The organism is Streptomyces sp. NPDC003379, assembly GCF_053589195.1.
Map to the genome: position 1 here is coordinate 25852 of NZ_JBSFRK010000037.1, position 26366 is coordinate 52217.

The window sequence follows — 26366 nt, forward strand, 5'->3', positions numbered from 1 at the left end:
CGAAGGAGTCCCCCACCATGACTGGACGTCTCAACAGCGCCCAGCCCTACGCCATAGGCCTGTTCCGCATAGTGATCGGCCTGCTCTTCGCCTGCCACGGCGCCGCCTCCCTCTTCGGCGTCCTCGGCGGCGCGGGCGGCGACGGCAGCACCATCGACGCCGGCACCTGGCCCGGCTGGTACGCGGCCGTGATCCAGCTCGTCGGCGGCGGCCTCGTCCTCCTGGGCCTCGGCACCCGCGCCGCGGCGTTCATCTCGTCCGGCTCGATGGCCTACGCCTACTTCAAGGTCCACCAGCCGGAGGCGCTGTGGCCCATGGAGAACGGCGGCGAGGCGTCGGCGATCTTCTGCTGGGCGATGCTGCTCTTCGTCTTCACCGGCTCGGGCGCGCTCGGCCTGGACCGGCTCTTCGCCTCGCGCGGCGGGAGCGAGGACGACAAGGCTTCGGAGCGCACGCCGGTCGCGGCCTGACGGCTCCACGCTCGGTTCCACGCGCGGCTCCACGCTCGACGGCGCCCCCTTTCCCCTACGTATCTGATATGTCTCGCACGTATCTCGTACGTACGAGACTCGTACGTACGAGAAAGGGGGCGCCGTTGCTTGCCGCCTTCACGTGACGTGGCGGTGGCGGACATATGAGGCCCCTGTGGATCTAGGGCGCATTGTGCGGCGTACGCTGTACAGCTGTCATCAGGCCGCCCCTGCCGTTCCCCGCGACACAGCGGCAACGCGCTGCCGATCGGGGAATCAGGGGGAGTCGCGGTGCTTGTTGAGAGTGTGGGGGCGCTGACCGGCAGCCCATGGATCTACGCGGTCGTGGCCCTGTCCGTCCTGTTCGACGTCTTCGTCCCCGTCCTGCCGAGCGGCGTCCTCGTCATCATGTCGGCCACCGCGGCAGCCGCGGCGGGGACCGGCCGCGTTCCGCACAACGTCCCGGACATCCTGCTGCTGACGCTCAGCGCCGCCACCGCCTCCGTGCTCGGCGACATGGCCGCCTTCCGCCTGGCCTGGCGCGGCGGCGACCGCCTCGACCGCGCCATCGCCCGCTCCCGGCGGCTGACCACCGCCCAGGAACGGCTGGGCGCGGCGCTCTCCCGGGGCGGCGGCGTCCTCGTCGTCATCGCGCGCTTCGCCCCGGCGGGCCGCTCGATCGTCTCGCTCGGCGCGGGAGCGGCCCATCGCAGGCTGCGCGAGTTCCTGCCGTGGTCGGTGCTGGCGGGCCTGGCCTGGGCCGGTTACAGCGTCGCGCTCGGCTACTTCGGCGGCCAGTGGCTCGGCGCGACCTGGCTGGCGACGGGCGTCTCAGTGCTCGCGCTGTTCGCGGCGGGCGGGGCGGCGGCGTTCCTGGTGCGGCACCCCAGGGCGACCGGCTGACCCTGGCTCACGACGCGCGGGCCCCGCGCACCTCAAGCCCGCCGAGCAGCTCGGCGGTGGCCTCGGCCACGGCGTCGACGGCCCGGTCGAAGACCTCACGGTTGTGCGCGGCCGGAGCGCGGAACCCGGACACCTTGCGCACGTACTGAAGCGCGGCGGCCCGGATCTCCTCCTCGGTGGCGTCATCGGGAATGGCGGGCGGACGCAGCGTCTTGATGCTTCGGCACATGCCTTCAGCTTGCCACCGCGGGGGCGGGCGTGGCGCCGGGGCCGAAGCTCCCACCAAGCCGCTCACCGCCCTCGCCCCCGCCCCCCTCATGTCGTCCGCACCGTCATTCGCCCCATCGCTCGCACACGTAATTCGAACAGGAGTACCATTACCCGTGTGCCTCCAACCTCTCCCCACGACTTCCCGAGCGACCTCCTCGCCGGCCAGGAGGAACTGCACCAGGTCCGCTCCGAGCTGCTGGCCCTGCTCAAGCGCCTCCCGTGGTCGGTCGAACCCCTCGACGGCTTCAGCGACACCGGCGGCTGGCGCAGCACGGAACGCCCCGCCTCCCCCGGCTGGACCCCGGAAGAACAGGCCGAGGTCGAGAAACTCCGCGCGCGCGAACGGGAGTTGGCGGTCTTCGTGACCTGCCACCGCTACTGGGAACAGCTCTCGGGCCCCGACGTGGTGACCGCGAGGTCCGGCCTCAAGCGCGCCCACGAGACACCGGACGATCCGCCCTCACCAAGCCATTGACAGCCAGGGTGGGCGGGCGTTGACTCGCCCCTACCAGCCCCCTGTCGGCCCTTGTCGGCCCTTGTGGGTCGCGGAGGTGCACGCAATGAACGTACTGATCGTCGTAGCGATCCTGGCCCTCATCGGCCTCGGCTTCGACCAGCCCCTGCTCTGGCTGGCCGCGGCGGCCCTCGCCTTCTACCTGGTGAGGTTCTACGAGGGCGGCGACTCGGCCACGAAGAACGGCTCGGGCGGCACCACCGGAGGCGGCAGCACGAGCGGCGGAGGCAGCTCCGGAGGCGGAGGCGGCGGCGGCTACCCCAAGACCTACCGCGACTACCGTCTCCGCAAGGAACGCCAGGAGCGCTGGGACCGGAGGTACCGCAGGACGCATCCGGGGTCGGGCCGCTGACGGGCCGCTGAGACGACCTCCCGGATTCCTCCCGAACGATCGCAGCGGAGCCCCTTACCGAGTTCGGTAAGGGGCTCCGCTGCTGTTGGGACCCGGTGGGCGCGGACGGTTTCGAACCGCCGACATCCTCCTTGTAAGGGAGGCGCTCTACCCCTGAGCTACGCACCCGGAACGAGTGGACAGCCTACCTTGCCGCAGGCGGTGCCTCGCAATCCCGTGGCGGCCTCGCCCGCACAAGGTCGGCGGACGGGGGTTAACCCCACCCTGGACCCGGTAGAGGGCCGCATCCTCCCGACGCCGTCCTGCCTCTACAGTCGGGAAGAGAAGCCCAAGATCATTCCAGGGGGAACCGTCATGCCTGTCCGCGCCCGTCGCCCGCGCGCACCGCGCGCACTCGCCGCCACCATCGCGACGGTGGCCGTCGTCACGCTCGTCGGAGGGTGCGGAGCAGACGCCTCGGACGACGCCGACCCGGAGCACCGGACATTCGCCCTGGCCGGGAAGACGCTCACCGTCGACTCCGACGACTCCGCGGTCGAACTGGTGCCGGCGGGCAAAGGCGCCGAAGGCGTGCGGGTGACCCGGTGGTTCGACGCGCGGACGGCCCTCGGCGGCGACCCCGAGGTGACGTGGACGATGGACGGGAACCGGCTGACACTCCGCATGAACTGCTCCGGAGTCATCACCGACTGTTCGGCCAAGCACCGCGTCGAGGTTCCCCGCGGCGTCGCCGTCACCGTCGAGAACGGGGACGGGGAAGTCACCGCCCGCGGTTTCCGGGACACCCTGAAGGTGCACACGGAGGACGGCTCCGTCTCCGTCAAGGACTCCCGCGGGCCGCTCGAACTGCGCAGCGAAGACGGCTCCGTCACGGTCGAGGACTCCGCCGGGCCGCTCGACGTACAGAGCGAGGACGGCTCGGTCACCGCGCAGGGCATCACCTCGCGGCGCGTCACCGTCGGTTCCCGGGACGGTGCCGTGCGGCTCGCACTGGCCGCCGTGCCCGACCGCGTCGACGCCCGTACGCAGGACGGGTCCCTCGACATCGCGGTGCCCGGCAAGGAGGGCGGGGAGGCCGCCTCGTACCAAGTGGAGGTCGAGTCCGGCGACGGCGCCACCGACATTTCGGTGCCGCGCGACGGCAACAGCCCCCACCACCTGTCCGCCCGCAGCGAAGACGGCGAAGTCACCGTGCGCAGCGCGAACTAACCGACCCGTGTGTTCGTCCTTAACCGGTGGGAGAATGTGACACCGGGCAGGGCGGATGACAGCACGGGAGAGGGACAGTGACGGCGACACCTTGGCGGCCGTACACACCGGACGGAGCGGGGGCCGAGACCACGACGGCAGCGCCAGGCGCAGTGGGCGCGCCGCACGCCTCCGCCCGGCCGTCCCACGGGAGCGCGCGGCCCGGGCTGCGCGGTCTCAGCGGCGTCAGGCGCGGTCTCAGCGGCGTCAGGCGCGGTCTCAGTGGCGTCAGGCGCGGTCTCAGTGGTCTCAGTGGTCTCAGCCGTATGGGGCGCGGTGGTCCTGGCGGTATCCCTGGTCGTCGCGGCGCGGCCGGCGCGGCCCTGCGTGATGTCCTCACCCTCGTCCTCCTCCCCCTGCCGCTGCTCGCCGCCACCGCTCCCGCCGCGTTCGCGGGCGGGGGCACGCGCCGGTGGTTCGGCGGCCGTGGCGAGAGCGTGCGCGCCGAGGCGCAGGCCGCGAAGGACGCCGCTGCCGCCGCCTTCTACGAACTGGACACCTCGCAGCGCGACCTGCGGATCTCCATCGAGACGATCGTCGCCGTGGACTCCTCACCGGCCGCCCAGCGCGCCGTCTCCGACTTCGAGGCGATGGGGCGGCGCATCGACGAGGTCAGTCACCAGTACATCAGCGCGGTGGACGCCCACGACCTCGACCGGGACGACCTGGAGGCGTCGGTCGCGGCCCGTGCCAGGACCGAGCTGACGGCGGCCAAGGACGAGCTGGGCAGGGCCAAGGCCGACCTGGAGCGCTTCCAGCAGGGGCTCGGCCCGCTGCTCGACAAGGCGGAGACACAGCTCGCCCGGCTCGCCCCGGCGGTGGAGCGGGCCCGCCAGACGCTGCTGGCCGCGAGCAACGCCCTCGATGCCGTCCGAGCGGCCGGGCTGAAGGCCGACGACCTCGCCGCCCGCCTCGCCGCCCTCGGCCCCGAGCTGACCAAGCTCAACCAGGGCGCGGGCCGGCACGGCGTGCCGGAGACCCTGCAGCGCGCCGACCGCGTACTGCGCGACGCCGAGGCCGTGCGCGCCGAGGCCGAGCGGCTGCCCGAGCGCGCCGCCGAGATCGACCGGCGGCTCGTGTCGCTGCGTACCCGCGCGCAGGCCCTGACCACCCGCAGCGGTCAGGTCGAGCCGATCCTCAGCGAGCTGCGGCGCCGGTTCACCCTCGCCTGCTGGCAGGACCTGCAGCGCGTGCCGGACCAGGCCGCGGAGAGCGTGCGGCAGGCGGAGACCAGGCTCAAGGAGGCCCGTCAGGCCCGCGACGAGCAGCGCTGGCCGGACGCCACGGCACTGCTCTCCACGGTCCGGGCCCTGCTGAACTCCACGGACGAGGCGGTCTCCGCCGCCGGCGACCGCCTCCAGCGGCTCAACGCCGTGGCGAAGGACCCCCAGCGGGAGATCGAGCGCACCCGCTTCGCGATCCGCGACGCGCAGCGCCTCGCGATGTCGGGCCGCCAGACCCCCGAGCCGCGCCACGCCCGCCCGCTGGACGACTCGGTGGCCCGTCTGGACCGCGCGGTGGCTTCCCTGGAGGGCCGCCACCCCGACTACTGGCACTTCCTGACCGAGACCGAGTCGGTCCGCTCCACAGTGGCGCGCGTGGTCGCGCAGATCCGGGAGGAGCGGGGGCATGGGACCTGAGGTACTCCTGAGGTACTGAGGTCCCCCCGCCTGCCCGGACGACTGTCCCCGGCCCGACCACCGCACCCCTCACGGCGAACTCAGCCGCAACAACCCCCACCACAGCAACCACCGCCACCACCACCGCCACCGCGAGGCGCCGCCGCCGACGACGACCCCCCAACAGCCACCGTCGACAACAACTTCACCGTGTCCTCATGCCCCACAGGGCACACCGCGGGATCGGCGGACTCGGCCATGGGCCGGCTCAGTTCAAACGTGTCACCACAGGACCGGCAGCGAAATTCGTATCGAGGCATACGAACAGGCTAGCCGGGCCCCGAGGCACCCGCCCCGAGGAAGGCCCGCAGAATCTCCTCCCCCGCCGCGATACCCCGCTGCGCGAGCACCGTGAGCCCCGGCGCCACGAAGCCCGTGTCGGCCAGCTCGCCGTGGCCGGGGCGCCAGGCGCGGTCCCCGGCGAGCAGCAGGTCCGCGTCGAGCAGGGAATCCCCCGCGGTGAGGATCTCCTCCGCGCCGATCCGCCGCGCGACCTCCCGTACCGCCGCGCTCTTGGTGAGCGGCTTCGGCACCGCGTAGATCTTGCGGCCCTGCAACGACACCGTCCAGCCGCGGCCCTGGGCCCACTCCCCCAGCTCCTTGACCCAGCCGTCGGGCAGCAGCGAACGCTCGACGACCAGGTACGCGAAGAGGTCCTCGGCGACGCGCTCCTTGAGCAGCCAGGCCGGACCGGCGGTGCGCACGAGATGCGCGCGGACCTCGTCGAGCGAGGCGCACTCGTCGGCGAGGCGGCGCGCGACCCGTGCCCGCCAGTCGGGGTCGGAGACGCCGTCGACGAGGAGGTGCCCGCCGTTGGCGCAGATCGCGAACCGCGGCGCCGGGCCCGGGAGATGGATGCGCCCGTACTGCTCGCGCGTCCGCGTCGTGGTCGGTACGAAGACCGTGCTGCGGCCCAGCTCGTCGAGGAGCCCGGCGGCGGTCTCGGTGACGTACGACAGGGGCTTGCCCTCGTACACCTCGACGCAGAGCAGGCGCGGCGCCTCGGCGTCGGGCATGGTCAGGCCGAGGGCGGCGGCGGAGTAGATGAGCGTGCGATCGAGGTCGCTGGCGACGAGCTTGGTCACTGGGAAGCCACCGCCTCGCCGTCCGCGGCGGCCGTCTCGCCGCCCGCAGCCACCGCCTCGCCACCCGCAGCCACCGTCTCGCCACCCGCGGCGACCGCCTTGCCGTCCGCGCCCGTCGCGCCCCGCGTGTACTTCGGGTGGATCAACCCGACACAGGTGTACGGGAGTTCGCCGACCTCCTCGACGGGGACACCCCTCTGCTCGGCGAGCAGCCGTACGTGGTCGAGGTCCGCCCCCGCCCCCGCGCGGGCCAGGATCTTCCAGGGGACGCGGCGCAGCAGCACCCGGGTCGTCTCGCCGACGCCCGGCTTGACGAGGTTCACATCGTGGATGCCGTACTCCTCGCTGATCCGCTCGACGGCGGCCCAGCCCTCCCAGGTCGGCGCCCGGTCGGCGGAGAGCGCCTCCTTGACCTGTGCGTCCACCACGTCGGCGACCTCGTCGAAGCGGGCCGCGACCGCGTCGACGAAGTGGCCGGACACATCGGCGTCCGCCAGCTCGCGGTAGAACTTGGCGCCGTGGAAGTCGTCCGGGCCGACGAGGTCCTTGCGCAGCACGGTGCGCGAAATCAGTCCGGACACCGTGGAGTTGAGGCAGGCGGAGGGGATGAGGAAGTCCTCGCGGGTGCCGTAGGTGCGTACGCACGAGCCGGGGTCCGCCAGCACCGCGATCTCCGGGCTGAAGCCCACCGGACCGCCGCCCTCCTCGAACTCCCTTACCGCGTCGGCGAGTTCACGGGTGATCGCACCCTTGCCGGTCCAGCCGTCGACGAAGACCACGTCGGCGGGGTCGTGGTGGGCGGCCAGCCAGCGCAGCGCGTTGGCGTCGATGCCGCGCCCGCGCACGATCGACACGGCGTAGTGCGGCAGGTCGAGGCCGTGCCGGTGCGCGGCCCAGCGCCGCATCAGGACACCGACGGGCGTACCGGCACGGGCCAGCGACACGAGGACGACCGGACGCGGCGCCCGCTCGGCGAGCACGGTATCGGTGACGGTGCCGACGGCCTGGGCGATGCGGGCGGCGGAGGTGTCGAGCGCGGCGCGGAACAGCTCCTGGTAGCGCTCGCTCGGCTGGTACTCGACCGGCAGCGACTCGGCGTAGTGCGCGCCACCGCTCTGTATCGCCTCCTCGCGCTCCTCCGTGGGGGCCTCGAGCGTCACGTCGGAGAGGTCCTGGAGCAGCCAGCCGACGTCTTCGGGCGCGTACGAGGAGAAGGCGGGGCCACGGAGTGGCTCGGGCAGCATGGAGGACCTTTCGGGGACGCACGAAGGGACGCACGAAGGGACGTACGAGGGGACGACGGCCAGCAGGACGTGCCCGGCGTGCGCCGAGAGCCGCGCCAACAGCCCGTTCTCGGCGTGCAGTTGGGGCGTGTCCGCCACGGAGTCCACGACCGCGACGACCGCGTCGAAGCCACCGCCCGCGACGTTGTACGCGAACCGGGGCCCCGCCCCGTCGGCGGGCGCGTCGTGCGCGGGGAAGACGAGGCGGGTGCGTATCGCGTAGCCGGGATCGTCCACGGCGAGCACGGGCGACCGCGTCGTAGTGGAGTACCGCACCTCGACCCCACCCGACGCCCCCGCCCCGATCCGCCGCTCCAGCTCCACGCCCAGGACCAGCGGCGCGTACATCAGCTCCTCGAAGCCGAGGACGAGTACGCGACGCGCGCCGTCCGGCAGGGCCTCCGCGATGCGCTCGGCCATGCCGGGCAGCGCGTCGCGCAGGCGCGAGCGGTGCGCGGGCGTGAATCCGTGCCGCCCGCCGTCCGGCACCCCGGCGGGCCAGTCGAGCTCGACGCGGGTGACCGGCCCGCGCTCCCCGCCGGGCCGCGGAACGGCGTCGGCAGCCTTCTCGTACTCGGCGACCAGCCGCTGCCCCTTCTCCAGGACGCCGTCGGGCAGCCGCACCGTCCCGGACGCCGTCGCGATCAGGTCGACGCGGGCGCCGATCTCGCGGGCGAAGGCGGCAAGGCGGCCCCGGTCGTCCGGTGAGCGCATGTCGACAAGGGCCACGATCACGTACCGCTCGCGCGGGAAGCGCTCATGCAGGGCGCGGATGGTGTTCAGGACCGTGTTGCCGGTGGAGAACTCGTCGTCCACGAGGACCAGCGGGCCGTCCCCGGCGAGGAGCCCGGGGTCCTCGGGCAGCACCAGGTGGGAACTGGCATGCGAGTGGGACTCCTCGAAGCCGCCCGCGCGCTCGACACCCTCGACGGGGCGCCGCGTGGAGTGCAGGTAGGGCGCGAACGCCACACCGTCGGCGACCGCGTGGCCGAGGCCGGTCGCGGTCTCCGCGTAGCCGAGGACGACAGCGCGCCGGGCCTCGTCGTCGCCGAGCAGCTCCCGCACCCGGACGCCGAGGCCGTGCCCGGCCGCGTACACGACCGAGGGGCGCTGCGGCACATGCTTGCCGAGTACGTTCGACACCAGGAGGTGTGCCCGCCTGGGGTTGCGGCGCAGCGCGAGCCCCAGCAGGCCGGGCAGCGCCTCGTCGCCGTCGAGCCCGACCCCGAGCCGCTCGGCGACCCAGCTCCCCGACCACACCGCTTCTTGTGTCACGTACGTCATGTTCCTTACGTTCATCAGCCGGGCAACCCGGCGGTGAGCAGTTCCACGAAGCCGACGTCCTCCTTGGCGACGCCGAAGACCTCGGCGCGCCTGAGGGTCCGCTCGGCCCAGGCGCGGTGCGGCTTCACCTCGTTCATCTTGTTCGTGTACGAGGAGCGCAGCACCCCGCCGCCGCCCCGCTCGGGGCGCAGGATGTCCTCGGCGTCACTGAACTCCTCGTGGCTGACGACCGAGAGCGCGTGCACCGGCGGCACGTGCGAGGGGTGGATGCAGGTCTTGCCGAGCAGGCCGTTGGCGCGGTCGAGCTCGATCTCGCGGAGCAGGCCGTCCATGTCGTGCTCGATGAGGGCCTGCCGCAGCTCCTCGGCCCGGCCCTCCAGGAAGGGGCTGCGGCGCAGCTGCGGCTTGAACATGCGCTCCTGGACGCGGAAGTACTCCCACACGGGCCCGGTCACGGTGAATCCCGTGCCGTCGGCCCTGCCGAGCACGTTCACCACGTCCGCGATGACGGAGGCCACGATGTGCACGTCGTAGGCGGTCATGTCCGGCGGTCTGCGCAGTCCGTACGCCGAGCAGAAGTCGGTGACGCCCAGGCGCAGCGCGAGCACCCGGTCGCGGTACTTGTCGACGGTGCGGGCGATCCCGGCGAGGGTCTCGGCGCGGCTCTCCAGGTGCAGCAGCTCGGGCGACTCCAGGACGGGCATGGCGAAGAGCCGCCGCCCGCCGGCCACGTCGGCCGCCTCGGCGACCGTGATCGCCTCCAGGAACGGGACTCCCCGCTCCTCGGTGAACTTGGGCAGTACGAATCCGGACAACAACCGAAGGCTCGACCCGAGCCTGCGCGTCAGGTCGGGTATCTGCTCGGCGGCGCGGACCCGGATGAAGAGCAGCGGGGGTTCGACGCCCCGTCCCGCCAGGTCGGCGAAGTGCCGGATCAGGTTCTCCTCGGCGTCGGCCACCTCGGCGTCGTCGATGGAATCCTCCAGGCAGACCACCATGGACGTCACGCCGCGGCCTGCCTGCTTCAGGATGTCGTCGGCGAGGCGGGGGCGGGTGGCCGGGCTGTAGAGCGTGGCCCCCAGGGCGGACGCGAGCAGGTGGGGCGGGGAGTCCGCGGTGAAGGCACACGGCTCCCGATGGAAGAGGCGCTGTCGCACCTCTGGGGCGATGTGCCCGAAATGACGCATGAGATTCCCCTGCTATCGCCTGTTCCGTCGACATGGGCCGTTCTGATGTGGCCGGTAATAGTACGTAGAGACGGGTGCCGGGGGTTCCCTCCGGGCATGAACTTCAGGTAACCCGGCCATGTCGCACACGCTCACCACACAACCGTCGCACGCTCGCACCACCCGCAGGTCAGGCGCCTGCCGACGCGGTCGGGACCTTGAGCCCCCCGCGTTGTCCCGCCCGTGCGGGGGAAGGCAGGATGATCGCATGACGCACGCGATGTTGAAGGGGTCCAACGTCCCTCTGGAGGCCTCGGCGGTCCGGGCCGTGCTGCGCTGGACCCCCGGACAGGGCGTCCCCGACGTCGACGCGTCGGCGCTGCTCCTCAGGGGCGACGGCCGGGTGCGCTCGGACGAGGACTTCGTCTTCTACAACCAGCCGCGCCACCCCGGCGGCAAGGTCTGGCGGCTCGGCAAGAAGCGGGTCGCCGAGGGTCTGACCGACACGATCCAGACAGATCTGGCCGGGATGGAGGGCGCGGTGAGCCGCGTGCTCCTGACCGCGTCGGCGGAGGGCGTCGCCTTTGAACGCGTACCGTCGCTGCGGATCCTCCTGTACGACGCCGCGGTCGCCGACGGTGAGCCGCTCGCGTACTTCGACATCACTCCGCAGACCGGTGAGGAGACGGCGCTGATCTGCGGGGAGCTCTACCGCCGCGGCGAGGGATGGAAGTTCCGGGCGCTCGGCGAGGGGTACACCAACGGCCTGGAGGGGCTCGCCTCCGACTTCGGGATCTCCGTGGACGACACGGACTCCGGCGCGCCCGAGCCCTCCGTGCCTCTGCCCTCGGCGGACTTCCCGCTGCCGCCCCAGCCGCCCGCGCCCCAGCCGCAGCCGTCCATGGCGCAGCCCCCGCCCTCCGTGGCCCAGCCGCTCCCCCAGCCCGCCTACGGCTATCCGACCGAGCCGCCCCGGCACCCGGCGCCGCAGCCCTCGTACGGCTACCCTCCGGCGGCGCCCACGCAGCCCGCGCCGATCGGCGGGCCGCCACCGGTCGCGCAGCCCTCGTACGGCTATCCGCAGCCGGTGGCCCCGATGCCGGACCCGAACTTCCGGCTGCCTCCGCAGGGGCCGCAGTTCCTGCCCCGCTGAGAGCACGGCGGGCTCGGCGGGGGCGGCAGGCGCGGCGGGCGGCACGGGGTCAGCCCACCTTGGTCTTGTAGCCCCGGCCCCACTGGAGCCCCCAGCCGTAGAGCCGGTCGAGCTCGGCCTGGAAGCCGTAAACGAACTTCACCTCGCGGCGCACCATCAGCTCGCTCTTGACGTTCTCGATGGAGACCACGGCGCACGAGCGGGCCTGCGGCTGGCGCTCGTCCAGGTCGATCTCGATCCTCGGCCCGTTGCTGGGGTAGAGGGTGACCTTGGCGTGCGTGCGGTCGAAGGCCGGCGTCTGGTCGTAGATGTACGCGAAGACCAGCAGCCGCTTGATGGACTCGCGGTGGTCGAGGTTGACGTAGATCGTCTCGCCGGAGGGCGAGCCGAACCGGTCGTCGCCGCTCAGCTTCACGTACGGCGGCGCGTTGAGGCTGCCGAAGAAGCTTCCCAGCGGTTGCACGACGCCCTTGGTGCCGTCCATCAGCTCGTACAGGCAGCCGATGTCGAGGTCCACGTTGACCACGCCCTGGGTGTGCGCCTGCACCACGTCGGGCTGGAACATCTTGAGCGGATGCCGCAGCAGACTGCCGCTGCGCCGCTGCTTGCCGATGATGTCGGACGTACGCATCTGCCAGGAGAGGTTGACGCGCAGATTGCCGGTGGCCGCGCCCTGTTTGCTGAGCGAGACCGTCGGGTTCCGTTTGGTCAGTTCGATGGAGTTGGTCGCGGCGCTGCCCGATTCGAAGTCCATCGAACGCCCTCGCCACAGACCGTCCCAGAAGGACATGCCGCCCCCAAGTGTCCTCGTGCCACGTACGTACAGCGACGGGGCGGCCATGAGGACATCTCCTCGACGGCCGCCCCGCACAGAGCGTTCCTCACCCTGGCCGCCGTCACACTCCGGAGTACGGAATCGGACAGTTCGGCGAGGGAATCAGTCAGCGTCAGACTCCGGACGAGACCTCGGTCTTCTCACCGGGGCTGCCCTGCCCCTCGGCCGCCGCGAGCCGCTTGTTGCGCAGTACGGACGACACGAAGGACCAGCCGATCAGGATGACACCGACGGAACCGGTGATGACCTCGTGGATCTCGTACTGGATGGTGATGAGGAGGATCACGGCGAGGGCGCCGATCGCGTAGTGCGCGCCGTGCTCCAGGTAGACGTAGTCGTCGAGGGTGCCCTGACGGACCAGGTAGACCGTGAGCGACCGGACGTACATGGCGCCGATGCCGAGGCCGAGCGCCATCAGCACGATGTCGTTGGTGACCGCGAAGGCGCCGATGACGCCGTCGAAGGAGAAGGACGCGTCCAGGACCTCCAGGTAGAGGAACATGAAGAACGCGGCCTTGCCCGCCATCACGACGGCAGGCACCTTCTTGCCGCTCTTCCTGGCCTCCTCCTCGGCCTCGTGCTCGCGCTCCTCCTCTTCCTCCAGCTTGTTCTCGAAGTAGCCGGAGAGGCCGCCCACCACGAGATAGGTGATGAGACCGGCGATCCCTGAGATGAGGACGGTCTGCGCCTTGTCCACATGGACGCCACCGTGCTGGTGGGCCTGGGTGGCGAAGGTCATCGCGGTGATCATGAGTACGACGAGCGCGATGCAGACCGACAGCATGTCGACCTTGCCGAGCTTGGCGAGCGGGCGCTCCAGCCAGCCCAGCCACTTGATGTCACGGTCCTCGAAAATGAAGTCGAGGAAGATCATCAACAGGAACATGCCACCGAAGGCGGCGATCGACGGATGGGCGTCGGTGACCAGCTGCTGGTACCGGTCCTTGTCGTTGAGCGCGAGCCGCACCGCCTCGATGGGGCCGGTCTTGGCACTGATGGCCACGATGACGACGGGGAAGACCAGCCGCATGCCGAAGACCGCGATCAGGACACCGATGGTGAGGAAGATCTTCTGCCAGAAGGCACTCATCTTCTTCAGGATTCCGGCGTTGACCACCGCGTTGTCGAAGGACAGCGAGATCTCGAGGATGGACAGGATCGCGACGACGCCGAACCCGGTCCACCCCCCGTAGAGCACCGCCGCGACAAGGCCGAGCGCGGTCACCGCGAACGACCAGCCGAAGGTTTTCAGAATCACTGGTTACCCAATCGTGTGTGTACGGGCTCCCGTTTAGCGGTCTCCCCCGCGCCGGTCCCCGGCTTTACGAAACGTTGACCCCGAAGTCTAGAGCGATACCTCGCAGGCCCGACGCGTACCCCTGCCCGACGGCACGGAACTTCCACTCGCCTCCGTACCGATACACCTCACCGAAGATCATGGCGGTCTCCGTCGAGGCGTCCTCACTCAGGTCGTAGCGTGCCAGCTCCTGCCCGTCCGCCTGGTTCACCACACGGATGAACGCGTTGCTGACCTGGCCGAACGCCTGCCCTCGATTGTCCGCGTCATGAATCGAGACCGGAAAAATAATCTTGTCGCAGTTGGCCGGCACCTTGGAGAGGTCCACCAGGAGCGACTCGTCGTCGCCGTCGCCCTCACCGGTGGTGTTGTCACCCGTGTGCTCGACGGAGCCGTCAGGGCTCTTCAAGTTGTTGTAGAAGACGAACCACTCGTCGCCGAGGACCCTGCCCGCGTCGCAGAGCAGCGCGCTGGCGTCGAGGTCGAAGGGGGCGCCGGTGGTCGAGCGCGCGTCCCAGCCGAGGCCGACAAGGATCTGGGTGAGGTTCGGTGCGGCCTTGGAGAGGGAGACATTGCCTCCCTTGGCGAGTGTGACGCCCATGTTCGTGGTCCTCCCCGAGGTGACGGGAGCGCCCCCACGGTGGCGGGGACACGCGGTGGTGAGCAGCGGTGGTGAGCACGTCCGGCGCCGCACCTGGTGCGTGTGCGGCGCCGGACGACAAGGCGGAGGGGCTGCTCGGCTCAGACGTTGACGCCGAAGTCCTGCGCGATACCGCGCAGGCCCGACGCGTAGCCCTGGCCGACCGCGCGGAACTTCCACTCGGCGCCGTGGCGGTACAGCTCACCGAAGACCATGGCGGTCTCCGTCGAGGCGTCCTCGGAGAGGTCGTACCGCGCGATCTCCGCGCCGCCCGCCTGGTTCACGACGCGGATGAACGCGTTGCGGACCTGGCCGAACGACTGCTGGCGCGTCTCCGCGTCGTAGATGGAGACCGGGAAGACGATCTTCTCGATGTCGGCGGGCACCGCCGCCAGGTCGACCTTGATCACCTCGTCGTCGCCCTCGCCCTCACCGGTGGTGTTGTCACCGGTGTGCTCGACGGAGCCGTCGGGGCTCTTCAGGTTGTTGAAGAACACGAAGTTCTGGTCGCTGCTGACCTTGCCCTCCGCGTTCGTCAGGATCGCGCTGGCGTCGAGGTCGAAGTCCGTACCGGTGGTGGTGCGGACATCCCAGCCGAGACCGACCAGAACCGCGGTCAGGCCAGGCGCCTCCTTGCTCAGCGATACGTTGCCGCCCTTGCTGAGGCTGACTCCCACGAGTCCTCCCAATTGGTGTCCAGGGGCGGGGAGCCCCAAGCGTTGCGTTGCCATCGGATCAACGAATGGATCCTAGTGACCGGTTCCCGGCGACCACAGGCTCTGCACCTCAAGAATCACAGGGTGTCGAGCGCCTTGACGTACTCGTTCAGGTCACGCGCGTCGGGCAGGTCGTTGACGACACTCCAGCGCACGACGCCCTCCTTGTCGATGATGAAGGTGCCGCGCACCGCGCAGCCCTTGTCCTCGTCGAAGACGCCGTACGCGCGCGAGACCTCGCCGTGCGGCCAGAAGTCGGAGATCAGCGGGTACTCCAGGCCCTCCTGCTCGGCGAAGACGCGCAGGGTGTGGATGGAGTCGTTGGAGACGGCGAGCAGCTGGGTGTCGTCGTTGACGAACTTCGGCAGCTCGTCGCGGAGCGCGCACAGCTCGCCGGTGCACACGCCGGTGAACGCGAACGGGTAGAAGAGCAGCACCACGTTCTTCTCGCCGCGGAAGTCGGAGAGCTTCACGGTCCGGCCGTGGTTGTCCTTGAGCTCGAACTCCGGGGCCTTGGTGCCGGTCGCGATTCCAGCGAGCGCCATGAGTACGCATCCCTTCGACGGGGCCCCTCGGGTGGGGCCGTTCGGGTGAGACCCACCCTACGTGCGCCGATCTACGCCTTCTGGGGCACGTGCACGGGGCTTCCCCACCCACACGCTCCCCACCCACACGCTCCCGGCACACACGCTCCCGGCACACACGTGAGGCCCTCGCCGACGGATGGTCGTCGGTGAGGGCCTCACGGCTGTCTCTGCTGGGATCGCGGCTCGGCGCGCGCGTGGCTACCGCTTCTTGGCGGCCGCCTTGGGCGTGACCAGGCGGGTACCGCTCCAGTCCTTGCCGGCGTTCATGCTCTTGGTCTGGGAAAGACCCGCGGTGGTGGCCGCCTCGCCGATATCGCTCGGCTCGACGTAGCCGTCACGACCGGTCTTCGGAGTCAGCAGCAGAATCTGGCCGCCCTCCTCCATGTACGCGATGGCATCCACCAGCGCATCAGTCAGGTCCCCGTCGTCCTCACGGAACCAGAGCACCACGGCATCAGCCACGTCGTCGTACTCTTCGTCGACGAGCTCAGTGCCAGTGGCCTCCTCAATGGCCTCACGGAGCTCCTGGTCGACGTCGTCGTCGTAGCCGATCTCCTGGACCACCTGGTCGGGCTGGAAACCAAGCCTTACGGCAAGGTTCGTCTCCGCGTGGTCCGCGGTCGCGCTCACGGATTGCCTCCTGATCATGTTTTTCGGGAATGCCTTCAGCCACGCGCGTGCGCGGGGCGTTGGCCGTAGTCCACACGGGCGGGACGGATCGCGCAAGTACCCGGCCGCCGAGACCGCCGAAACGGTGACGTTCCCCGCCGTGTCGCCGCAACTGCCACCTCATCCGTACGGGACCGAACGGCTCTGCGAAGCGGCTAGGCAGGATGGGCGTATCGTTGCGATTTGGTCGAGCCTACCCCAGGGACGCCGGGGGAACGCCTCGGTTACCCATCGGTAGAGATGATGTTCGCGTCGGTAGAGATGACGTTCGCGTCCGTCGGGTACACGATGGGAGCGGTGCACGGCCAGGCAGAACCCAGGTGAAAGCCCCAACAGCGAAGGAACAGCGTGGCTTCCGGATCCGATCGCAACCCGATCATCATTGGCGGCCTGCCGAGTCAGGTCCCGGACTTCGATCCCGAAGAGACCCAGGAGTGGCTGGACTCCCTCGATGCCGCGGTCGACGCACGCGGCCGTGAGCGGGCCCGCTACCTGATGCTCCGGCTGATCGAGCGCGCACGTGAGAAGCGCGTGGCCGTTCCAGAAATGCGCAGCACGGACTACGTCAACACGATCGCCACCAAGGACGAGCCGTTCTTCCCCGGCAACGAGGAAATCGAACGCAAGGTCCTGAACGCGACCCGGTGGAACGCCGCGGTCATGGTCTCGCGCGCCCAGCGCCCCGGCATCGGCGTCGGCGGCCACATCGCCACCTTCGCCTCCTCCGCCTCGCTCTACGACGTGGGCTTCAACCACTTCTTCCGCGGCAAGGACGAGGGCGACGGCGGCGACCAGATCTTCTTCCAGGGCCACGCCTCCCCCGGCATCTACGCCCGCGCCTTCCTCCTGGACCGGCTCTCCGAGCAGCAGCTCGACGCGTTCCGCCAGGAGAAGTCCAAGGCGCCCCACGGCCTCTCCTCCTATCCGCACCCCCGGTTGATGCCGGACTTCTGGGAGTTCCCGACGGTCTCCATGGGCCTCGGCCCGCTCGGCGCGATCTTCCAGGCCCGGATGAACCGCTACATGGAGGCGCGCGGCATCGCCGACACCTCCAAGTCGCACGTCTGGGCCTACCTCGGCGACGGCGAGATGGACGAGCCCGAGTCGCTCGGCCAGCTCTCCATCGCCGCCCGCGAGGGCCTGGACAACCTCACCTTCGTCGTCAACTGCAACCTCCAGCGCCTCGACGGCCCGGTGCGCGGCAACGGGAAGATCATTCAGGAGCTGGAGTCGCAGTTCCGCGGCGCCGGCTGGAACGTCATCAAGCTGGTCTGGGACCGCAGCTGGGACCCGCTGCTCGCCCAGGACCGGGACGGCATCCTGGTCAACAAGCTGAACACCACGCCCGACGGCCAGTTCCAGACGTACGCCACCGAGACCGGCGCCTACATCCGCGACCATTTCTTCGGCGACGACCACCGACTGCGCGCCATGGTCGAGCACATGACCGACGAGCAGATCCTGCACCTGGGCCGCGGCGGTCACGACCACAAGAAGGTCTACGCGGCGTACGCGGCGGCCAAGGCCCACAAGGGCCAGCCGACCGTGATCCTCGCCCAGACGGTCAAGGGCTGGACCCTCGGCCCGAACTTCGAGGGCCGCAACGCCACGCACCAGATGAAGAAGCTGACGGTCGACGACCTCAAGGGCTTCCGCGACCGTCTGCACATCCCGATCACGGACAAGCAGCTGGAGGGCGGCGCCCCGCCGTACTACCACCCGGGCCGCGACTCCGAAGAGATCCAGTACATGCACGACCGCCGCAAGGGTCTGGGCGGCTACGTCCCGACCCGCGTCGTGCGCTCGAAGCCCCTGCCGCTCCCCGAGGACAAGACGTACGCGGCCGCGAAGAAGGGCTCGGGCCAGCAGTCGATCGCCACCACCATGGCGTTCGTCCGCATCCTGAAGGACCTCATGCGGGACAAGGAGATCGGCAAGCGCTTCGTACTGATCGCCCCCGACGAGTACCGCACCTTCGGCATGGACGCGTTCTTCCCGAGCGCGAAGATCTACAACCCGCTCGGCCAGCAGTACGAGGCCGTGGACCGCGAGCTGCTCCTCGCCTACAAGGAGTCGCCCACGGGCCAGATGCTGCACGACGGCATCTCGGAGGCCGGCTGCACCGCCTCCCTGATCGCCGCGGGCTCGGCCTACGCCACCCACGGCGAACCGCTCATCCCCGTGTACGTCTTCTACTCGATGTTCGGTTTCCAGCGCACCGGCGACCAGTTCTGGCAGATGGCCGACCAGCTGGCGCGCGGTTTCGTCCTCGGCGCGACCGCCGGCCGCACGACGCTGACCGGCGAGGGCCTGCAACACGCCGACGGCCACTCGCAGCTGCTCGCCTCGACCAACCCTGGCTGCGTCGCCTACGACCCCGCCTTCGGCTACGAGATCGCGCACATCGTCAGGGACGGCCTGCGCCGGATGTACGGCCCTGACAGTGAGGACGTCTTCTACTACCTCACCGTCTACAACGAGCCGATCCAGCACCCGGCCGAGCCGGCGGACGTGGACGTCGACGGCATCCTCAAGGGCATCTACCGCTTCAAGACCGGTGACCAGGGCGCCATCCCGGCCCAGATCCTCGCGTCCGGCGTCGCGGTGCCATGGGCGGTCGAGGCCCAGCAGATCCTCGCCTCGGAGTGGAACGTCAAGGCGGACGTCTGGTCGGCGACCTCCTGGAACGAGCTGCGCCGCGAGGCCGTGGACGTGGAGCGCCACAACCTCCTGCACCCCGAGGAGGAGCAGCGCGTCCCGTACGTGACGCGGAAGCTGTCCGGCGCCCAGGGCCCGTTCGTGGCCGTCTCCGACTGGATGCGGAGCGTCCCCGACCAGATCTCCCGCTGGGTGCCCGGCACCTACCAGTCGCTCGGTGCGGACGGCTTCGGCTTCGCCGACACGCGTGGCGCGGCCCGCCGCTTCTTCCACATCGACGCCCAGTCGATCGTGGTGGGCGTGCTGACCGAACTGGCCCGCGACGGGAAGGTCGACCGCTCCGTCCTGAAGCAGGCGATCGACCGCTACCAGCTCCTCGACGTCACGGCCGCCGACCCCGGCGCGGCCGGGGGCGACGCGTAACCCGGACATCCAGCACACGTCTTATCCAGAGGGCGGCGGACCGTGGCGGGTCTCGTCGCCCTCTGGCGTTTCCTGCGGTGCGTCGTCCCGGGTTCCTGCGGTGCGTCCCGGGATTCCTGCGGTGTGCCTTGGGACGACTGCGGTGCGTCCCGGGATTCCTGCGGTGTGCCTTGGGACGACTGCGGTGCGTCCCGGGATTCCTGCGGTGTGCCTTGGGACGACTGCGGCGCGTCCCGGGGTTCCTGCGATGCGTCCAGCGTTCTTACGATGAGCCCAACGCTTCCTACGATGCCTCCATGAAGGAACAACCGGCACAGATCCGTTGGGAGCGGCGCACCCAACGCCCGCTCCTCGTGCTCGCGGTGGCGTTCGCCGTCGCCTACGCCGTACCGATCGTCATGCCCGACGCCGACCGGGCGGTGGCGAAGACCTGCACGGTCGTGGAGTGGATCGTCTGGGGTTCGTTCGCGTTCGACTACCTCGTGCGTCTCCTCCTCACCGATCACCGCGGGCGGTTCGTCCGCACTCACTGGCTCGACCTGTGCGCCGTGATCCTTCCGATGCTTCAGCCGCTGCGGTTGCTTCGGCTCGTCTCCACGCTGATGCTCGTCGGCCGCCGGGCCCGCATGGCGTCGCAGATAACGCTGACGACGTATGTCGTGGGCTCGGTGGTCGGCCTGTTGATGTTCGGTTCGCTGGCGGTGCTCTCCGTGGAGCGGGAGTCGCCGAACGGGAACATCAAGTCGCTCGGTGATGCGGTGTGGTGGTCCTTCACCACCATGACGACGGTCGGGTACGGGGATCACGCCCCGACGACGGGCCTCGGCAGGGTGCTCGCGGTCGGGTTGATGTTGTCGGGCATCGCGCTGCTCGGTGTCGTCACCGCGAACATCGCGACGTGGTTCATCGCCCGCTTCGAGAAGGACGATGTGGAGGAGCGGCGCCAGACAGCGGCGATCGAGGCGTTGACGGCCGAGGTGAAGGCGCTGCGGGCGCAGGTGACGGCCCTGTCGCTTTCGGGGTCGGGGCCGGGGTCGGGTTCAGGGTCGGGGTCGGGTTCAGGGTCGGGCTCGGCGTTGACGGGCGCGGCACCTCGCCCCCTATCTGGTCCGGAGTCGGCGGGCGCGGTGCCTCACCCCATGTCCGCCGAGGCCGCCGCCAAGGGGGCGGAGGCGCTCGGCGAGACGGGGAGGTCCTGAGCGAAGGCGGGGGCGGGTCGCCGGATCGCCCTTGGGCTCAGAACATGCCGTTCATCGTGGTCCCCGCGGTTATCCATATGAGCGCGAGGACGGTGTCGATCACGCCCAGGACGAGGGCGACCAGGGCCGGTGCCGGGCGGGCACCGGCCCAGCTGCGGCCCAGGCCGAGCCAGCCGCAGACGATCGCTATGGGGCCGAGGATGATCCCCAGCACGAAGAAGCCGGCGATCGCGCAGATGGCTCCCACTATCCCGAGCGTCGCGCGGTCCGGCCCGCTCCGCGACCACGTACGGCCGCGTGAGCGGGGGTACTTGCGCGTGGTGTGTCCGAAGCCCGCCATCGTCACTCCTTGAGTCAGCCGGTTCGGGCTCGGATCCGCGAGTACCCCCATTCAGCTCTCCCAGACCTTGAAGGCCCGTACGCGATAAGGGGATTGGGGCGCCCAGGTGCCGCTGCCCGGGTAGGTGTTGAATTCGCCGGTCTCGGCGCACTCCGCGGATTGGTACACGGTGACGGGCCGGCCGGTGCGGTTGGCGATGGCCTGCGCGCTGCCCCCCTCCGGCAGCGCGATACAGCTCTCGATGTCGATGTCCGCCAATTCGTATGTGTGCCGGGCGCCTTTGAACTGTGCCTTCTCCCAGAGGCACAGCTCGCCGGGGCCGCATCCGCCGAGCGTCGGCGGGGTCGCGGCCGCGGCGTGCGTGGAAGGGAGGATCACCGCGGCGAGTGCGGCGGTGACTGCGGCGGCGGTGATGGTCGTGGGCATGGTCGTACGCATGGCTCAACCCCCGTGTGGTGTGGCTCAGTTGTCCGCGTCGTGCGGATCTCCTGTCTGAACTGTGGACCGGCCGACCGTGCCATCGGAAGGGGTACGAATGTGCGTCACCCGGATAGGGGAAAGCCCCCCAGGATGTCCCTGAGGGGCTTTCCCTGACTTTCGTCGACTCTCGTCGTCACACGGCTGTCCGCGGCTGTCCGCGACTGTGCGGCGCGCCCATGTCGCTGCGCGGCGCGGCCCACGTCTAGATGCGGCCCACGATGTCCTAGATGTGGCCCACGCTCACGCCGGGTTCGGCGTTGGCTCCGCGCTTGGCCAGGAACGCGACGAACACGGCGACGACCGCGACGCCGGTCGCGACCAGGCAGGCCACGCCCATGCCCGACATGAACGTGTCGTGTGCGACCGCGGTGATCTGGTCGGTGACCGACGGCGGCGCCTTCGGCGGGACCGGCGCGATGCCGACCTGAACGGCCTCAGCGGCCTTGTCGAGCTCGGTGGGGCTGAGCGGCGGAAGCTTCGCGTCGGCCCAGTTGTCGGCCAGGTCGCTGTCGACCTTCGAGGCCATGACGGCGCCGAGGACCGCCGTGCCGAGACTGCCGCCGATCTGCATCGCGGCCTGCTGGAGGCCACCGGCCACACCGGAGAGTTCCATCGGGGCGTTGCCGACGATGACTTCGGTCGCGCCGACCATCACCGGGGCGAGACCGAGGCCGAGGAGCGCGAACCAGAGCGACATCAGGCCGCTGCCGGTGCCCGCGTCCAGCGTGGACATGCCGTACATCGCGGCGGCGGTGAGCAGCATGCCGCCGGCCAGCGGAACGCGCGGGCCGGTCTTGGTGATCATGGCTCCGGCCAGCGGCGAGCCGATGATCATCATTCCGGTGAGCGGCAGCAGATGCATTCCGCTGTCGACGGGGCTCAGCCCGTGCACGTTCTGCAGGTAGAACGTGACGAAGAAGAGTCCGCCCATGAAGGCGATGGCCATGAGCACCATGAGGACCACACCGGCGGACAGCGGCACGGAACGGAACAGGGCCAGCGGGATGAGCGGTTCCTTGACCTTGGACTCCCACACGGCGAAGACCGCGAAGCTCAGCGCGGACGCGCCGATGAACGTCCAGGTCATGCCGTCGCCCCAGCCCCATTCCGGAGCCTTGATGATCGCCCAGACCAGGCAGAACGTGGCCGCCGACAGCAGCGCGATGCCGAGGATGTCGAACGACTTGGGGGCGTTCTCGGCGCGGTGGTCCTTGAGGATTACCAGGCCGAGCGCGACGGCGAGGACGCCGACCGGCACGTTGATGAAGAAGACGGACTGCCAGCTGACGTGCTGGACGAGCAGGCCGCCGAGGATCGGGCCGCCCGCCGTGGACGCGCCGATCACCATGCCCCAGATACCGAGGGCCATGTTGAGCTTCGCGGCCGGGAACGAGGCGCGGAGCAGGCCGAGTGCGGCAGGCATCAGCAGAGCGCCGAACAGTCCCTGGAGGACGCGGAAGGCGACCACCAGCGGGATGGTGTCCGACAGCCCGATGGCTCCCGAGGCGGCGGCGAAGCCCACCACGCCGATGAGGAACGTCTGACGATGGCCGAAGCGGTCACCCAACTTGCCCGCGGTGATCAGCGAGACGGCGAGCGCCAGGAAGTAGCCGTTGGTGATCCACTGCACCTCCGCGAAGGTGGCGCCGAGATCCTTCTGGATGGCGGGGTTGGCGATCGCCACGATGGTGCCGTCCAGGGCGACCATCATCACGCCGATCGCGACAGAGAAGAGCGTCAGCCAGGGGTGGCCGCGGAGCCCCTTGGCCCGTGCCGGAGCGGGCACGGGCTCCGGCGCCTTGTCCGCCTTGTCAACGGTGGTCTGACTAGTCATGCACCCAGGCTAGTGACAGTCGCTGACAGTTGACAAACAAATTCACTAGTCGGTAACTGCCACATAGCCGTCACACGGCCCCCCGATATGCTGAGCTGGGCGAACAGTCGGAGAGAGGGCCATGGCGTGAAGACCGGGCAGCGAGCGACAGACCCCGCGGAGACCCGGGCCGAGGCCACCGGAGCCCCCAAGGGCGCCTCTCCCGAACCCGCCGGGCCGGGGTTGCGGGAGCGGCCGGGGTTGCGGGAGCGCAAGAAGCAGCGCACCCGGGACGCGCTCCTGCGTGCGGCGCTCGAACTCTTCACGACCAAGGGGTTCGAGGAGACGACCGTTGACGAGATCGCCGAGGCCGTCGACGTGTCCCAGCGCACGTTCTTCCGGTACTTCGCCAACAAGGAAGAGGCCGCCTTCGCCGTCCAGGAGATGGTGGACGCGCGGTTCGTCGAGGCCCTGCGGGAACGCCCCGCCCATGAAGCGCCGCTCGTGGCGCTGCGCGGGGCCACCTTGGGTGCTTGGGAGGCGATGGGTCAGTCCATCAAGGAGGTCGTGCCGGTCGAGCTCCACATGAGCACGTACCAAATGATCGAATCGACGCCTTCCCTGCTCGCCGCCCACCTGCGCCGCTCCATGGAGACCGAGGACGAGATCGCCCGGGTGATCGCCGAACGTGAGGGGCTCGACGTCGACACCGATCCGCGCCCGCGCGTGGCCGTGGCGGCGTTCAGCGGCGTGATGCGGGTCTCGGGCCGACTGTGGGGCGCGGGTGAGGACACCAGCGTGGAGTCGATCCGCGAGCTCACGGAGCAGTATCTCGACCACTTGGGGCCTGCGCTGGCGCAGGACTGGCACACTCACTAGCCGTCCCGGTGGTGGAGAACCGCCCAATTGACGGAGCGTGACGGAGCGCTTGGAATGCGCCCGCTTTGCCACAATTACCCTTACGGAAACGTGATCTGCATCACGCGATGCACGGTATGCATCGGGGTTCTCCTAGGGTGTTCCGCAGTGACTTCCTTCGACTCATCCCCCCAACTCAACGCCTGGCGCGCTCTGCTTGCGCTGGCCGTCGTCTTCGTCATGCTGGCGACCACGGGCTGGACCGCCGTGCGCAACAACAGAGGCGACTCGTCGCCTCTCGAAGCCGCGCTCTCCGCATGGGAGCGAGGGAACATCGACGGGCACGCGCTGCCCGACCCCGATGCTCCCGCCGCTCGACTGACCCACTTCTTCGCCTCGCTCGACAAGCAGCAGCGCAACCGGCTCGCCGGCCGCTACCCCTTGGCGGTCGGCAACATGAACGGCGCGCCTTCCGAGCTGCGTTATCGCGCGAACCGCATCGCCCTGGGCCAGGCCCGCAAGGTCGAGCGGGAGCGCATGCACGACAAACGCCTCTCCCCTTTGGGACAGCAGGAGGCCGAGCGCAGAATGAAGCGGTTCGGAGTCATGATGCGCCCCGGACGCCAGGTCCTCGCCTTCGACCCCATGGGCTCCGGGCGCATAGCGGAGGTCTTCGGGAACCTCGACAAGGCCCGCCGTGTCTCCGTCGTGGTGCCCGGTGTCGACACCAACGTGCTGACCTTCGAGCGGACGTTCCGCAAGTACTCGGCACCGGTGGGCATGGCGAAAGCGCTCTACCGCGAGGAGCGCTCTGTGAGCCCACGCGCGCGCACCGCCGTGATCGCCTGGGCCGACTACACCGCGCCCGTGGGCATCGGCGTGGACGCGGCCACGGCCATGCGCGCCGAGAGCGGGGCCATGCGTCTCGACTCCATGGTGCGAGGGCTCCCCGGGCGCTCGCCGGTCGCGCTGTACTGCCACAGCTACGGCTCCGTGGTGTGCGGTGTGGCCGCGCGGACCCTGCCCTCGCGGGTCGCCGACATCACGGTCGCGGGCAGCCCCGGCATGCGCGCCGACAGGGCATCGCAGTTGGGTACGGGGGCCCGGATCTGGGCCGCCCGGGACAGCGACGACTGGATTCAGGATGTGCCGTACATGGAGGTCGGCGGGCTCGGCCATGGCGCCGACCCGGTGTCCGGCGGTTTCGGTGCGCGGGTGCTGTCCGCGGCGGACGCCAAGGGACACACCGGCTATTTCGAGCCGGGCACGGAGAGTCTGCGCAATTTCGCCCAGATCGGCACTGGCTCGTACCACGGGGTGCGCTGCGCGAGTGGGGACGACGCCTGCCGGAAGGGCTTTTCCGGCGCGGCAGCGGCCTGACGCGCGTAGAAATCGACGAAACAGCGGCCCGCCGCAGGAGGGACGGAGGCGCGCGTGCCGCCTACGATGAGCCGCATGGGTGACGTATTGGCCGGATTTCATGCCGCCTGGGAGTTCGAGTCCGACTCCGTGCTCATCCGCTTCGAACGGGGGATCCGCACGCCGAAGCTCTACCAAGCGCTCGGTGAACGGCGTATCCCGCATGAGGCGATCGCAGCGGTGACTCTCTCCCCGGGGAAACGCGGGACCGTCGTTCTGCATGCCGTGCCGAGACCTGGCGCCGATCCTCTGATGGAGGTGGCGGCCGGCCAGCTCAAGGACGGCTGCGACCCGTACCGCTTGGTGCTGCCCGCCGAGCGGGAGGTGCTCGCCGAGTACTACGCGGACGAGCTGCGGGCGCAGATCGCGGCGGACGACGACGGCGGGCCTTGTGATCGCTATCTGGTGGCCGCGCCCGAGGCGCCGCTGCAGTTCAAGGCGTACGACGGGAAGGCGTCCTTCGACGGCAAGCTGGTGTCCTTCCGGTGGTTCTGGACGGGCGCCTCGTCGGCGAAGTGGAAGGCCGGTGACCAGAGCTTTCCCGTCACGGACCTGAGCGGCATCGAGTGGCGCTCCCCGGAGGTCTTCGAGGGGCATCTGCGGCTGCTGCGCCGTGAGACTCCCGTGGCGCAGCCCGCGCAGGCCGACCAGGACCCGGCGGCCGTCGTCTTCGGGCTCGGCTACGGCCCGGTCCACGAGTCGCTGCCGTTCGCCGCGTCGGTCCTCGCCGCGGTGCGGACCTCCGGCCCGGCCCTGACGTCCGACGGCGTAGCCGCCACGTCCTCGCCGGCCGTCCGGCGCGATCCGGCGGACATCGCGGATCGCATCCGGCACTTGGGCGAGCTGCATCAAGCGGGGCTGCTCACGGACGAAGAGTTCACGATGAAGAAGGCCGAGCTGCTGGCGGAGCTGTAATCCGCGCCGTCCCTGGTGCTACCCGTGGGGCGACGGTGATACCTGGGTATGGGGTGCGGTCCAGCTCCCCGGTATGACGGCGCGAGGGGGACTTCATGCCTACGCTGATC

Annotated in this window: 26 protein-coding genes and 1 tRNA gene; 12 read left to right on the forward strand and 15 right to left on the reverse strand. The window is 70.1% G+C overall.

Annotation, left to right across the window (positions count from 1 at the left end; translation table 11 throughout):
* Positions 1 to 17: 17 nt before the first annotated feature.
* Both ACWDVB_RS29780 and ACWDVB_RS29785 read left to right on the forward strand, forming a co-directional pair.
* Positions 18 to 470: a DoxX family protein gene (locus tag ACWDVB_RS29780; protein WP_451512943.1), complete on the forward strand. Its 453-nt coding sequence runs from the start codon at positions 18 to 20 to the stop codon at positions 468 to 470.
* Between the two features lie 291 nt (positions 471 to 761).
* Complete coding sequence (locus tag ACWDVB_RS29785; RefSeq protein WP_451512944.1) at positions 762 to 1373, forward strand: DedA family protein; 612 nt, start codon at positions 762 to 764, stop codon at positions 1371 to 1373.
* Between the two features lie 7 nt (positions 1374 to 1380).
* On the opposite strand, the gene ACWDVB_RS29790 is transcribed toward ACWDVB_RS29785, so the two are convergent.
* A complete protein-coding gene (locus ACWDVB_RS29790) occupies positions 1381 to 1602 on the reverse strand; it encodes a DUF2277 domain-containing protein (protein WP_451512945.1) in 222 nt (73 codons plus the stop codon).
* 147 nt (positions 1603 to 1749) lie between these two features.
* Here ACWDVB_RS29790 and ACWDVB_RS29795 point away from each other — a divergent pair, with 147 nt between their 5' ends.
* Together ACWDVB_RS29795 and ACWDVB_RS29800 are read left to right on the forward strand one after the other, a co-directional pair.
* On the forward strand, positions 1750 to 2118 hold the full coding sequence (locus ACWDVB_RS29795) for a hypothetical protein (protein ID WP_451513213.1): 369 nt from the start codon (positions 1750 to 1752) through the stop codon (positions 2116 to 2118).
* An 85-nt stretch (positions 2119 to 2203) separates the two neighbouring features.
* Positions 2204 to 2509, forward strand: coding sequence for a hypothetical protein (locus ACWDVB_RS29800; RefSeq protein WP_451512946.1), 306 nt, complete (start codon positions 2204 to 2206; stop codon positions 2507 to 2509).
* A 96-nt stretch (positions 2510 to 2605) separates the two neighbouring features.
* Here ACWDVB_RS29800 and ACWDVB_RS29805 read toward each other — a convergent pair.
* A tRNA-Val gene (locus ACWDVB_RS29805) sits at positions 2606 to 2677 on the reverse strand.
* Positions 2678 to 2863: 186 nt separating this feature from the next.
* Here ACWDVB_RS29805 and ACWDVB_RS29810 point away from each other — a divergent pair.
* Entirely contained in the window at positions 2864 to 3718 is an 855-nt protein-coding gene (locus ACWDVB_RS29810) for a DUF4097 family beta strand repeat-containing protein (protein ID WP_451512947.1), read from the forward strand.
* A 305-nt stretch (positions 3719 to 4023) separates the two neighbouring features.
* Positions 4024 to 5397: a hypothetical protein gene (locus ACWDVB_RS29815; protein ID WP_451512948.1), complete on the forward strand. Its 1374-nt coding sequence runs from the start codon at positions 4024 to 4026 to the stop codon at positions 5395 to 5397.
* A gap of 80 nt (positions 5398 to 5477) precedes the next feature.
* Here the strand turns inward: ACWDVB_RS29815 and ACWDVB_RS29820 are convergent, their stop codons facing one another.
* The 4 genes from ACWDVB_RS29820 to ACWDVB_RS29835 are packed head-to-tail and all read right to left on the reverse strand — an operon-like array spanning position 5478 to position 10275.
* Entirely contained in the window at positions 5478 to 5696 is a 219-nt protein-coding gene (locus ACWDVB_RS29820) for an FmdB family zinc ribbon protein (RefSeq protein ID WP_451512949.1), read from the reverse strand.
* A gap of 9 nt (positions 5697 to 5705) precedes the next feature.
* Positions 5706 to 6521 (reverse strand): HAD family hydrolase, encoded by an 816-nt coding sequence (locus tag ACWDVB_RS29825; protein ID WP_451512950.1) that lies wholly within the window; start codon positions 6519 to 6521, stop codon positions 5706 to 5708.
* Positions 6518 to 9088 (reverse strand): phosphoribosyltransferase, encoded by a 2571-nt coding sequence (locus tag ACWDVB_RS29830; RefSeq protein ID WP_451512951.1) that lies wholly within the window; start codon positions 9086 to 9088, stop codon positions 6518 to 6520. The genes ACWDVB_RS29825 and ACWDVB_RS29830 overlap by 4 nt, the downstream gene beginning before the upstream one ends.
* Positions 9089 to 9102: 14 nt before the next feature.
* Positions 9103 to 10275 (reverse strand): HpcH/HpaI aldolase/citrate lyase family protein, encoded by a 1173-nt coding sequence (locus ACWDVB_RS29835; RefSeq protein WP_451512952.1) that lies wholly within the window; start codon positions 10273 to 10275, stop codon positions 9103 to 9105.
* 247 nt (positions 10276 to 10522) lie between these two features.
* On the opposite strand from ACWDVB_RS29835, the gene ACWDVB_RS29840 reads away from it, so the two are divergent.
* Positions 10523 to 11407 carry a TerD family protein gene (locus ACWDVB_RS29840; RefSeq protein WP_451512953.1) on the forward strand — a complete coding sequence of 295 codons (885 nt, stop codon included), beginning with the start codon at positions 10523 to 10525 and terminating at the stop codon, positions 11405 to 11407.
* A gap of 49 nt (positions 11408 to 11456) precedes the next feature.
* Here the strand turns inward: ACWDVB_RS29840 and ACWDVB_RS29845 are convergent, their stop codons facing one another.
* The 6 genes from ACWDVB_RS29845 to ACWDVB_RS29870 all read right to left on the reverse strand — a co-directional run bounded on the left by ACWDVB_RS29845 (position 11457) and on the right by ACWDVB_RS29870 (position 16112).
* Complete coding sequence (locus ACWDVB_RS29845) at positions 11457 to 12197, reverse strand: TerD family protein (RefSeq protein WP_451513214.1); 741 nt, start codon at positions 12195 to 12197, stop codon at positions 11457 to 11459.
* A gap of 157 nt (positions 12198 to 12354) precedes the next feature.
* Positions 12355 to 13500 carry a DUF475 domain-containing protein gene (locus tag ACWDVB_RS29850; RefSeq protein ID WP_451512954.1) on the reverse strand — a complete coding sequence of 382 codons (1146 nt, stop codon included), beginning with the start codon at positions 13498 to 13500 and terminating at the stop codon, positions 12355 to 12357.
* A 64-nt stretch (positions 13501 to 13564) separates the two neighbouring features.
* Positions 13565 to 14140 (reverse strand): TerD family protein, encoded by a 576-nt coding sequence (locus tag ACWDVB_RS29855; RefSeq protein WP_451512955.1) that lies wholly within the window; start codon positions 14138 to 14140, stop codon positions 13565 to 13567.
* Between the two features lie 140 nt (positions 14141 to 14280).
* Positions 14281 to 14856: a TerD family protein gene (locus ACWDVB_RS29860; protein ID WP_451512956.1), complete on the reverse strand. Its 576-nt coding sequence runs from the start codon at positions 14854 to 14856 to the stop codon at positions 14281 to 14283.
* Between the two features lie 116 nt (positions 14857 to 14972).
* Complete coding sequence (locus ACWDVB_RS29865; protein ID WP_451512957.1) at positions 14973 to 15440, reverse strand: peroxiredoxin; 468 nt, start codon at positions 15438 to 15440, stop codon at positions 14973 to 14975.
* A 240-nt stretch (positions 15441 to 15680) separates the two neighbouring features.
* Positions 15681 to 16112 (reverse strand): DUF3052 domain-containing protein, encoded by a 432-nt coding sequence (locus ACWDVB_RS29870; protein ID WP_451512958.1) that lies wholly within the window; start codon positions 16110 to 16112, stop codon positions 15681 to 15683.
* 387 nt (positions 16113 to 16499) lie between these two features.
* On the opposite strand from ACWDVB_RS29870, the gene aceE reads away from it, so the two are divergent.
* Both aceE and ACWDVB_RS29880 read left to right on the forward strand, forming a co-directional pair.
* Entirely contained in the window at positions 16500 to 19232 is a 2733-nt protein-coding gene (gene aceE / locus ACWDVB_RS29875) for a pyruvate dehydrogenase (acetyl-transferring), homodimeric type (RefSeq protein ID WP_451512959.1), read from the forward strand.
* Positions 19233 to 19528: 296 nt separating this feature from the next.
* A complete protein-coding gene (locus ACWDVB_RS29880; RefSeq protein WP_451512960.1) occupies positions 19529 to 20431 on the forward strand; it encodes a potassium channel family protein in 903 nt (300 codons plus the stop codon).
* 37 nt (positions 20432 to 20468) lie between these two features.
* Here the strand turns inward: ACWDVB_RS29880 and ACWDVB_RS29885 are convergent, their stop codons facing one another.
* The 3 genes from ACWDVB_RS29885 to ACWDVB_RS29895 form a co-directional block, all read right to left on the reverse strand.
* Positions 20469 to 20771, reverse strand: coding sequence for a small hydrophobic protein (locus ACWDVB_RS29885; RefSeq protein ID WP_451512961.1), 303 nt, complete (start codon positions 20769 to 20771; stop codon positions 20469 to 20471).
* A 51-nt stretch (positions 20772 to 20822) separates the two neighbouring features.
* Positions 20823 to 21209, reverse strand: a complete 387-nt coding sequence (locus ACWDVB_RS29890; RefSeq protein ID WP_451512962.1) for a peptidase inhibitor family I36 protein — start codon at positions 21207 to 21209, stop codon at positions 20823 to 20825.
* Positions 21210 to 21474: 265 nt separating this feature from the next.
* Positions 21475 to 22962 (reverse strand): MFS transporter, encoded by a 1488-nt coding sequence (locus ACWDVB_RS29895; protein ID WP_451513215.1) that lies wholly within the window; start codon positions 22960 to 22962, stop codon positions 21475 to 21477.
* A gap of 345 nt (positions 22963 to 23307) precedes the next feature.
* On the opposite strand from ACWDVB_RS29895, the gene ACWDVB_RS29900 reads away from it, so the two are divergent.
* The 3 genes from ACWDVB_RS29900 to ACWDVB_RS29910 all read left to right on the forward strand — a co-directional run bounded on the left by ACWDVB_RS29900 (position 23308) and on the right by ACWDVB_RS29910 (position 26256).
* Positions 23308 to 23943 carry a TetR/AcrR family transcriptional regulator gene (locus tag ACWDVB_RS29900; protein ID WP_451513216.1) on the forward strand — a complete coding sequence of 212 codons (636 nt, stop codon included), beginning with the start codon at positions 23308 to 23310 and terminating at the stop codon, positions 23941 to 23943.
* Between the two features lie 147 nt (positions 23944 to 24090).
* Positions 24091 to 25302 carry an alpha/beta hydrolase gene (locus ACWDVB_RS29905; protein ID WP_451512963.1) on the forward strand — a complete coding sequence of 404 codons (1212 nt, stop codon included), beginning with the start codon at positions 24091 to 24093 and terminating at the stop codon, positions 25300 to 25302.
* 75 nt (positions 25303 to 25377) lie between these two features.
* Positions 25378 to 26256: a DUF4429 domain-containing protein gene (locus ACWDVB_RS29910; protein WP_451512964.1), complete on the forward strand. Its 879-nt coding sequence runs from the start codon at positions 25378 to 25380 to the stop codon at positions 26254 to 26256.
* The last annotated feature ends 110 nt before the right edge of the window (positions 26257 to 26366 follow it).

Coding starts and splice junctions, on each gene's coding strand:
- ACWDVB_RS29815 (WP_451512948.1), top strand. CDS start 4,024: ATGGGGCGCGGTGGTCCTGGCGGTATCCCTGGTCGTCGCGGCGCGGCC.
- ACWDVB_RS29890 (WP_451512962.1), bottom strand. CDS start 21,209: ATGCGTACGACCATGCCCACGACCATCACCGCCGCCGCAGTCACCGCC.
- ACWDVB_RS29885 (WP_451512961.1), bottom strand. CDS start 20,771: ATGGCGGGCTTCGGACACACCACGCGCAAGTACCCCCGCTCACGCGGC.
- ACWDVB_RS29830 (WP_451512951.1), bottom strand. CDS start 9,088: ATGACGTACGTGACACAAGAAGCGGTGTGGTCGGGGAGCTGGGTCGCC.
- ACWDVB_RS29810 (WP_451512947.1), top strand. CDS start 2,864: ATGCCTGTCCGCGCCCGTCGCCCGCGCGCACCGCGCGCACTCGCCGCC.
- ACWDVB_RS29865 (WP_451512957.1), bottom strand. CDS start 15,440: ATGGCGCTCGCTGGAATCGCGACCGGCACCAAGGCCCCGGAGTTCGAG.
- ACWDVB_RS29840 (WP_451512953.1), top strand. CDS start 10,523: ATGACGCACGCGATGTTGAAGGGGTCCAACGTCCCTCTGGAGGCCTCG.
- ACWDVB_RS29835 (WP_451512952.1), bottom strand. CDS start 10,275: ATGCGTCATTTCGGGCACATCGCCCCAGAGGTGCGACAGCGCCTCTTC.
- ACWDVB_RS29820 (WP_451512949.1), bottom strand. CDS start 5,696: ATGCCTCGATACGAATTTCGCTGCCGGTCCTGTGGTGACACGTTTGAA.
- ACWDVB_RS29895 (WP_451513215.1), bottom strand. CDS start 22,962: ATGATGGTCGCCCTGGACGGCACCATCGTGGCGATCGCCAACCCCGCC.
- ACWDVB_RS29855 (WP_451512955.1), bottom strand. CDS start 14,140: ATGGGCGTCACACTCGCCAAGGGAGGCAATGTCTCCCTCTCCAAGGCC.
- ACWDVB_RS29910 (WP_451512964.1), top strand. CDS start 25,378: ATGGGTGACGTATTGGCCGGATTTCATGCCGCCTGGGAGTTCGAGTCC.
- ACWDVB_RS29880 (WP_451512960.1), top strand. CDS start 19,529: ATGAAGGAACAACCGGCACAGATCCGTTGGGAGCGGCGCACCCAACGC.
- ACWDVB_RS29790 (WP_451512945.1), bottom strand. CDS start 1,602: ATGTGCCGAAGCATCAAGACGCTGCGTCCGCCCGCCATTCCCGATGAC.
- ACWDVB_RS29800 (WP_451512946.1), top strand. CDS start 2,204: ATGAACGTACTGATCGTCGTAGCGATCCTGGCCCTCATCGGCCTCGGC.
- ACWDVB_RS29780 (WP_451512943.1), top strand. CDS start 18: ATGACTGGACGTCTCAACAGCGCCCAGCCCTACGCCATAGGCCTGTTC.
- ACWDVB_RS29845 (WP_451513214.1), bottom strand. CDS start 12,197: ATGTCCTTCTGGGACGGTCTGTGGCGAGGGCGTTCGATGGACTTCGAA.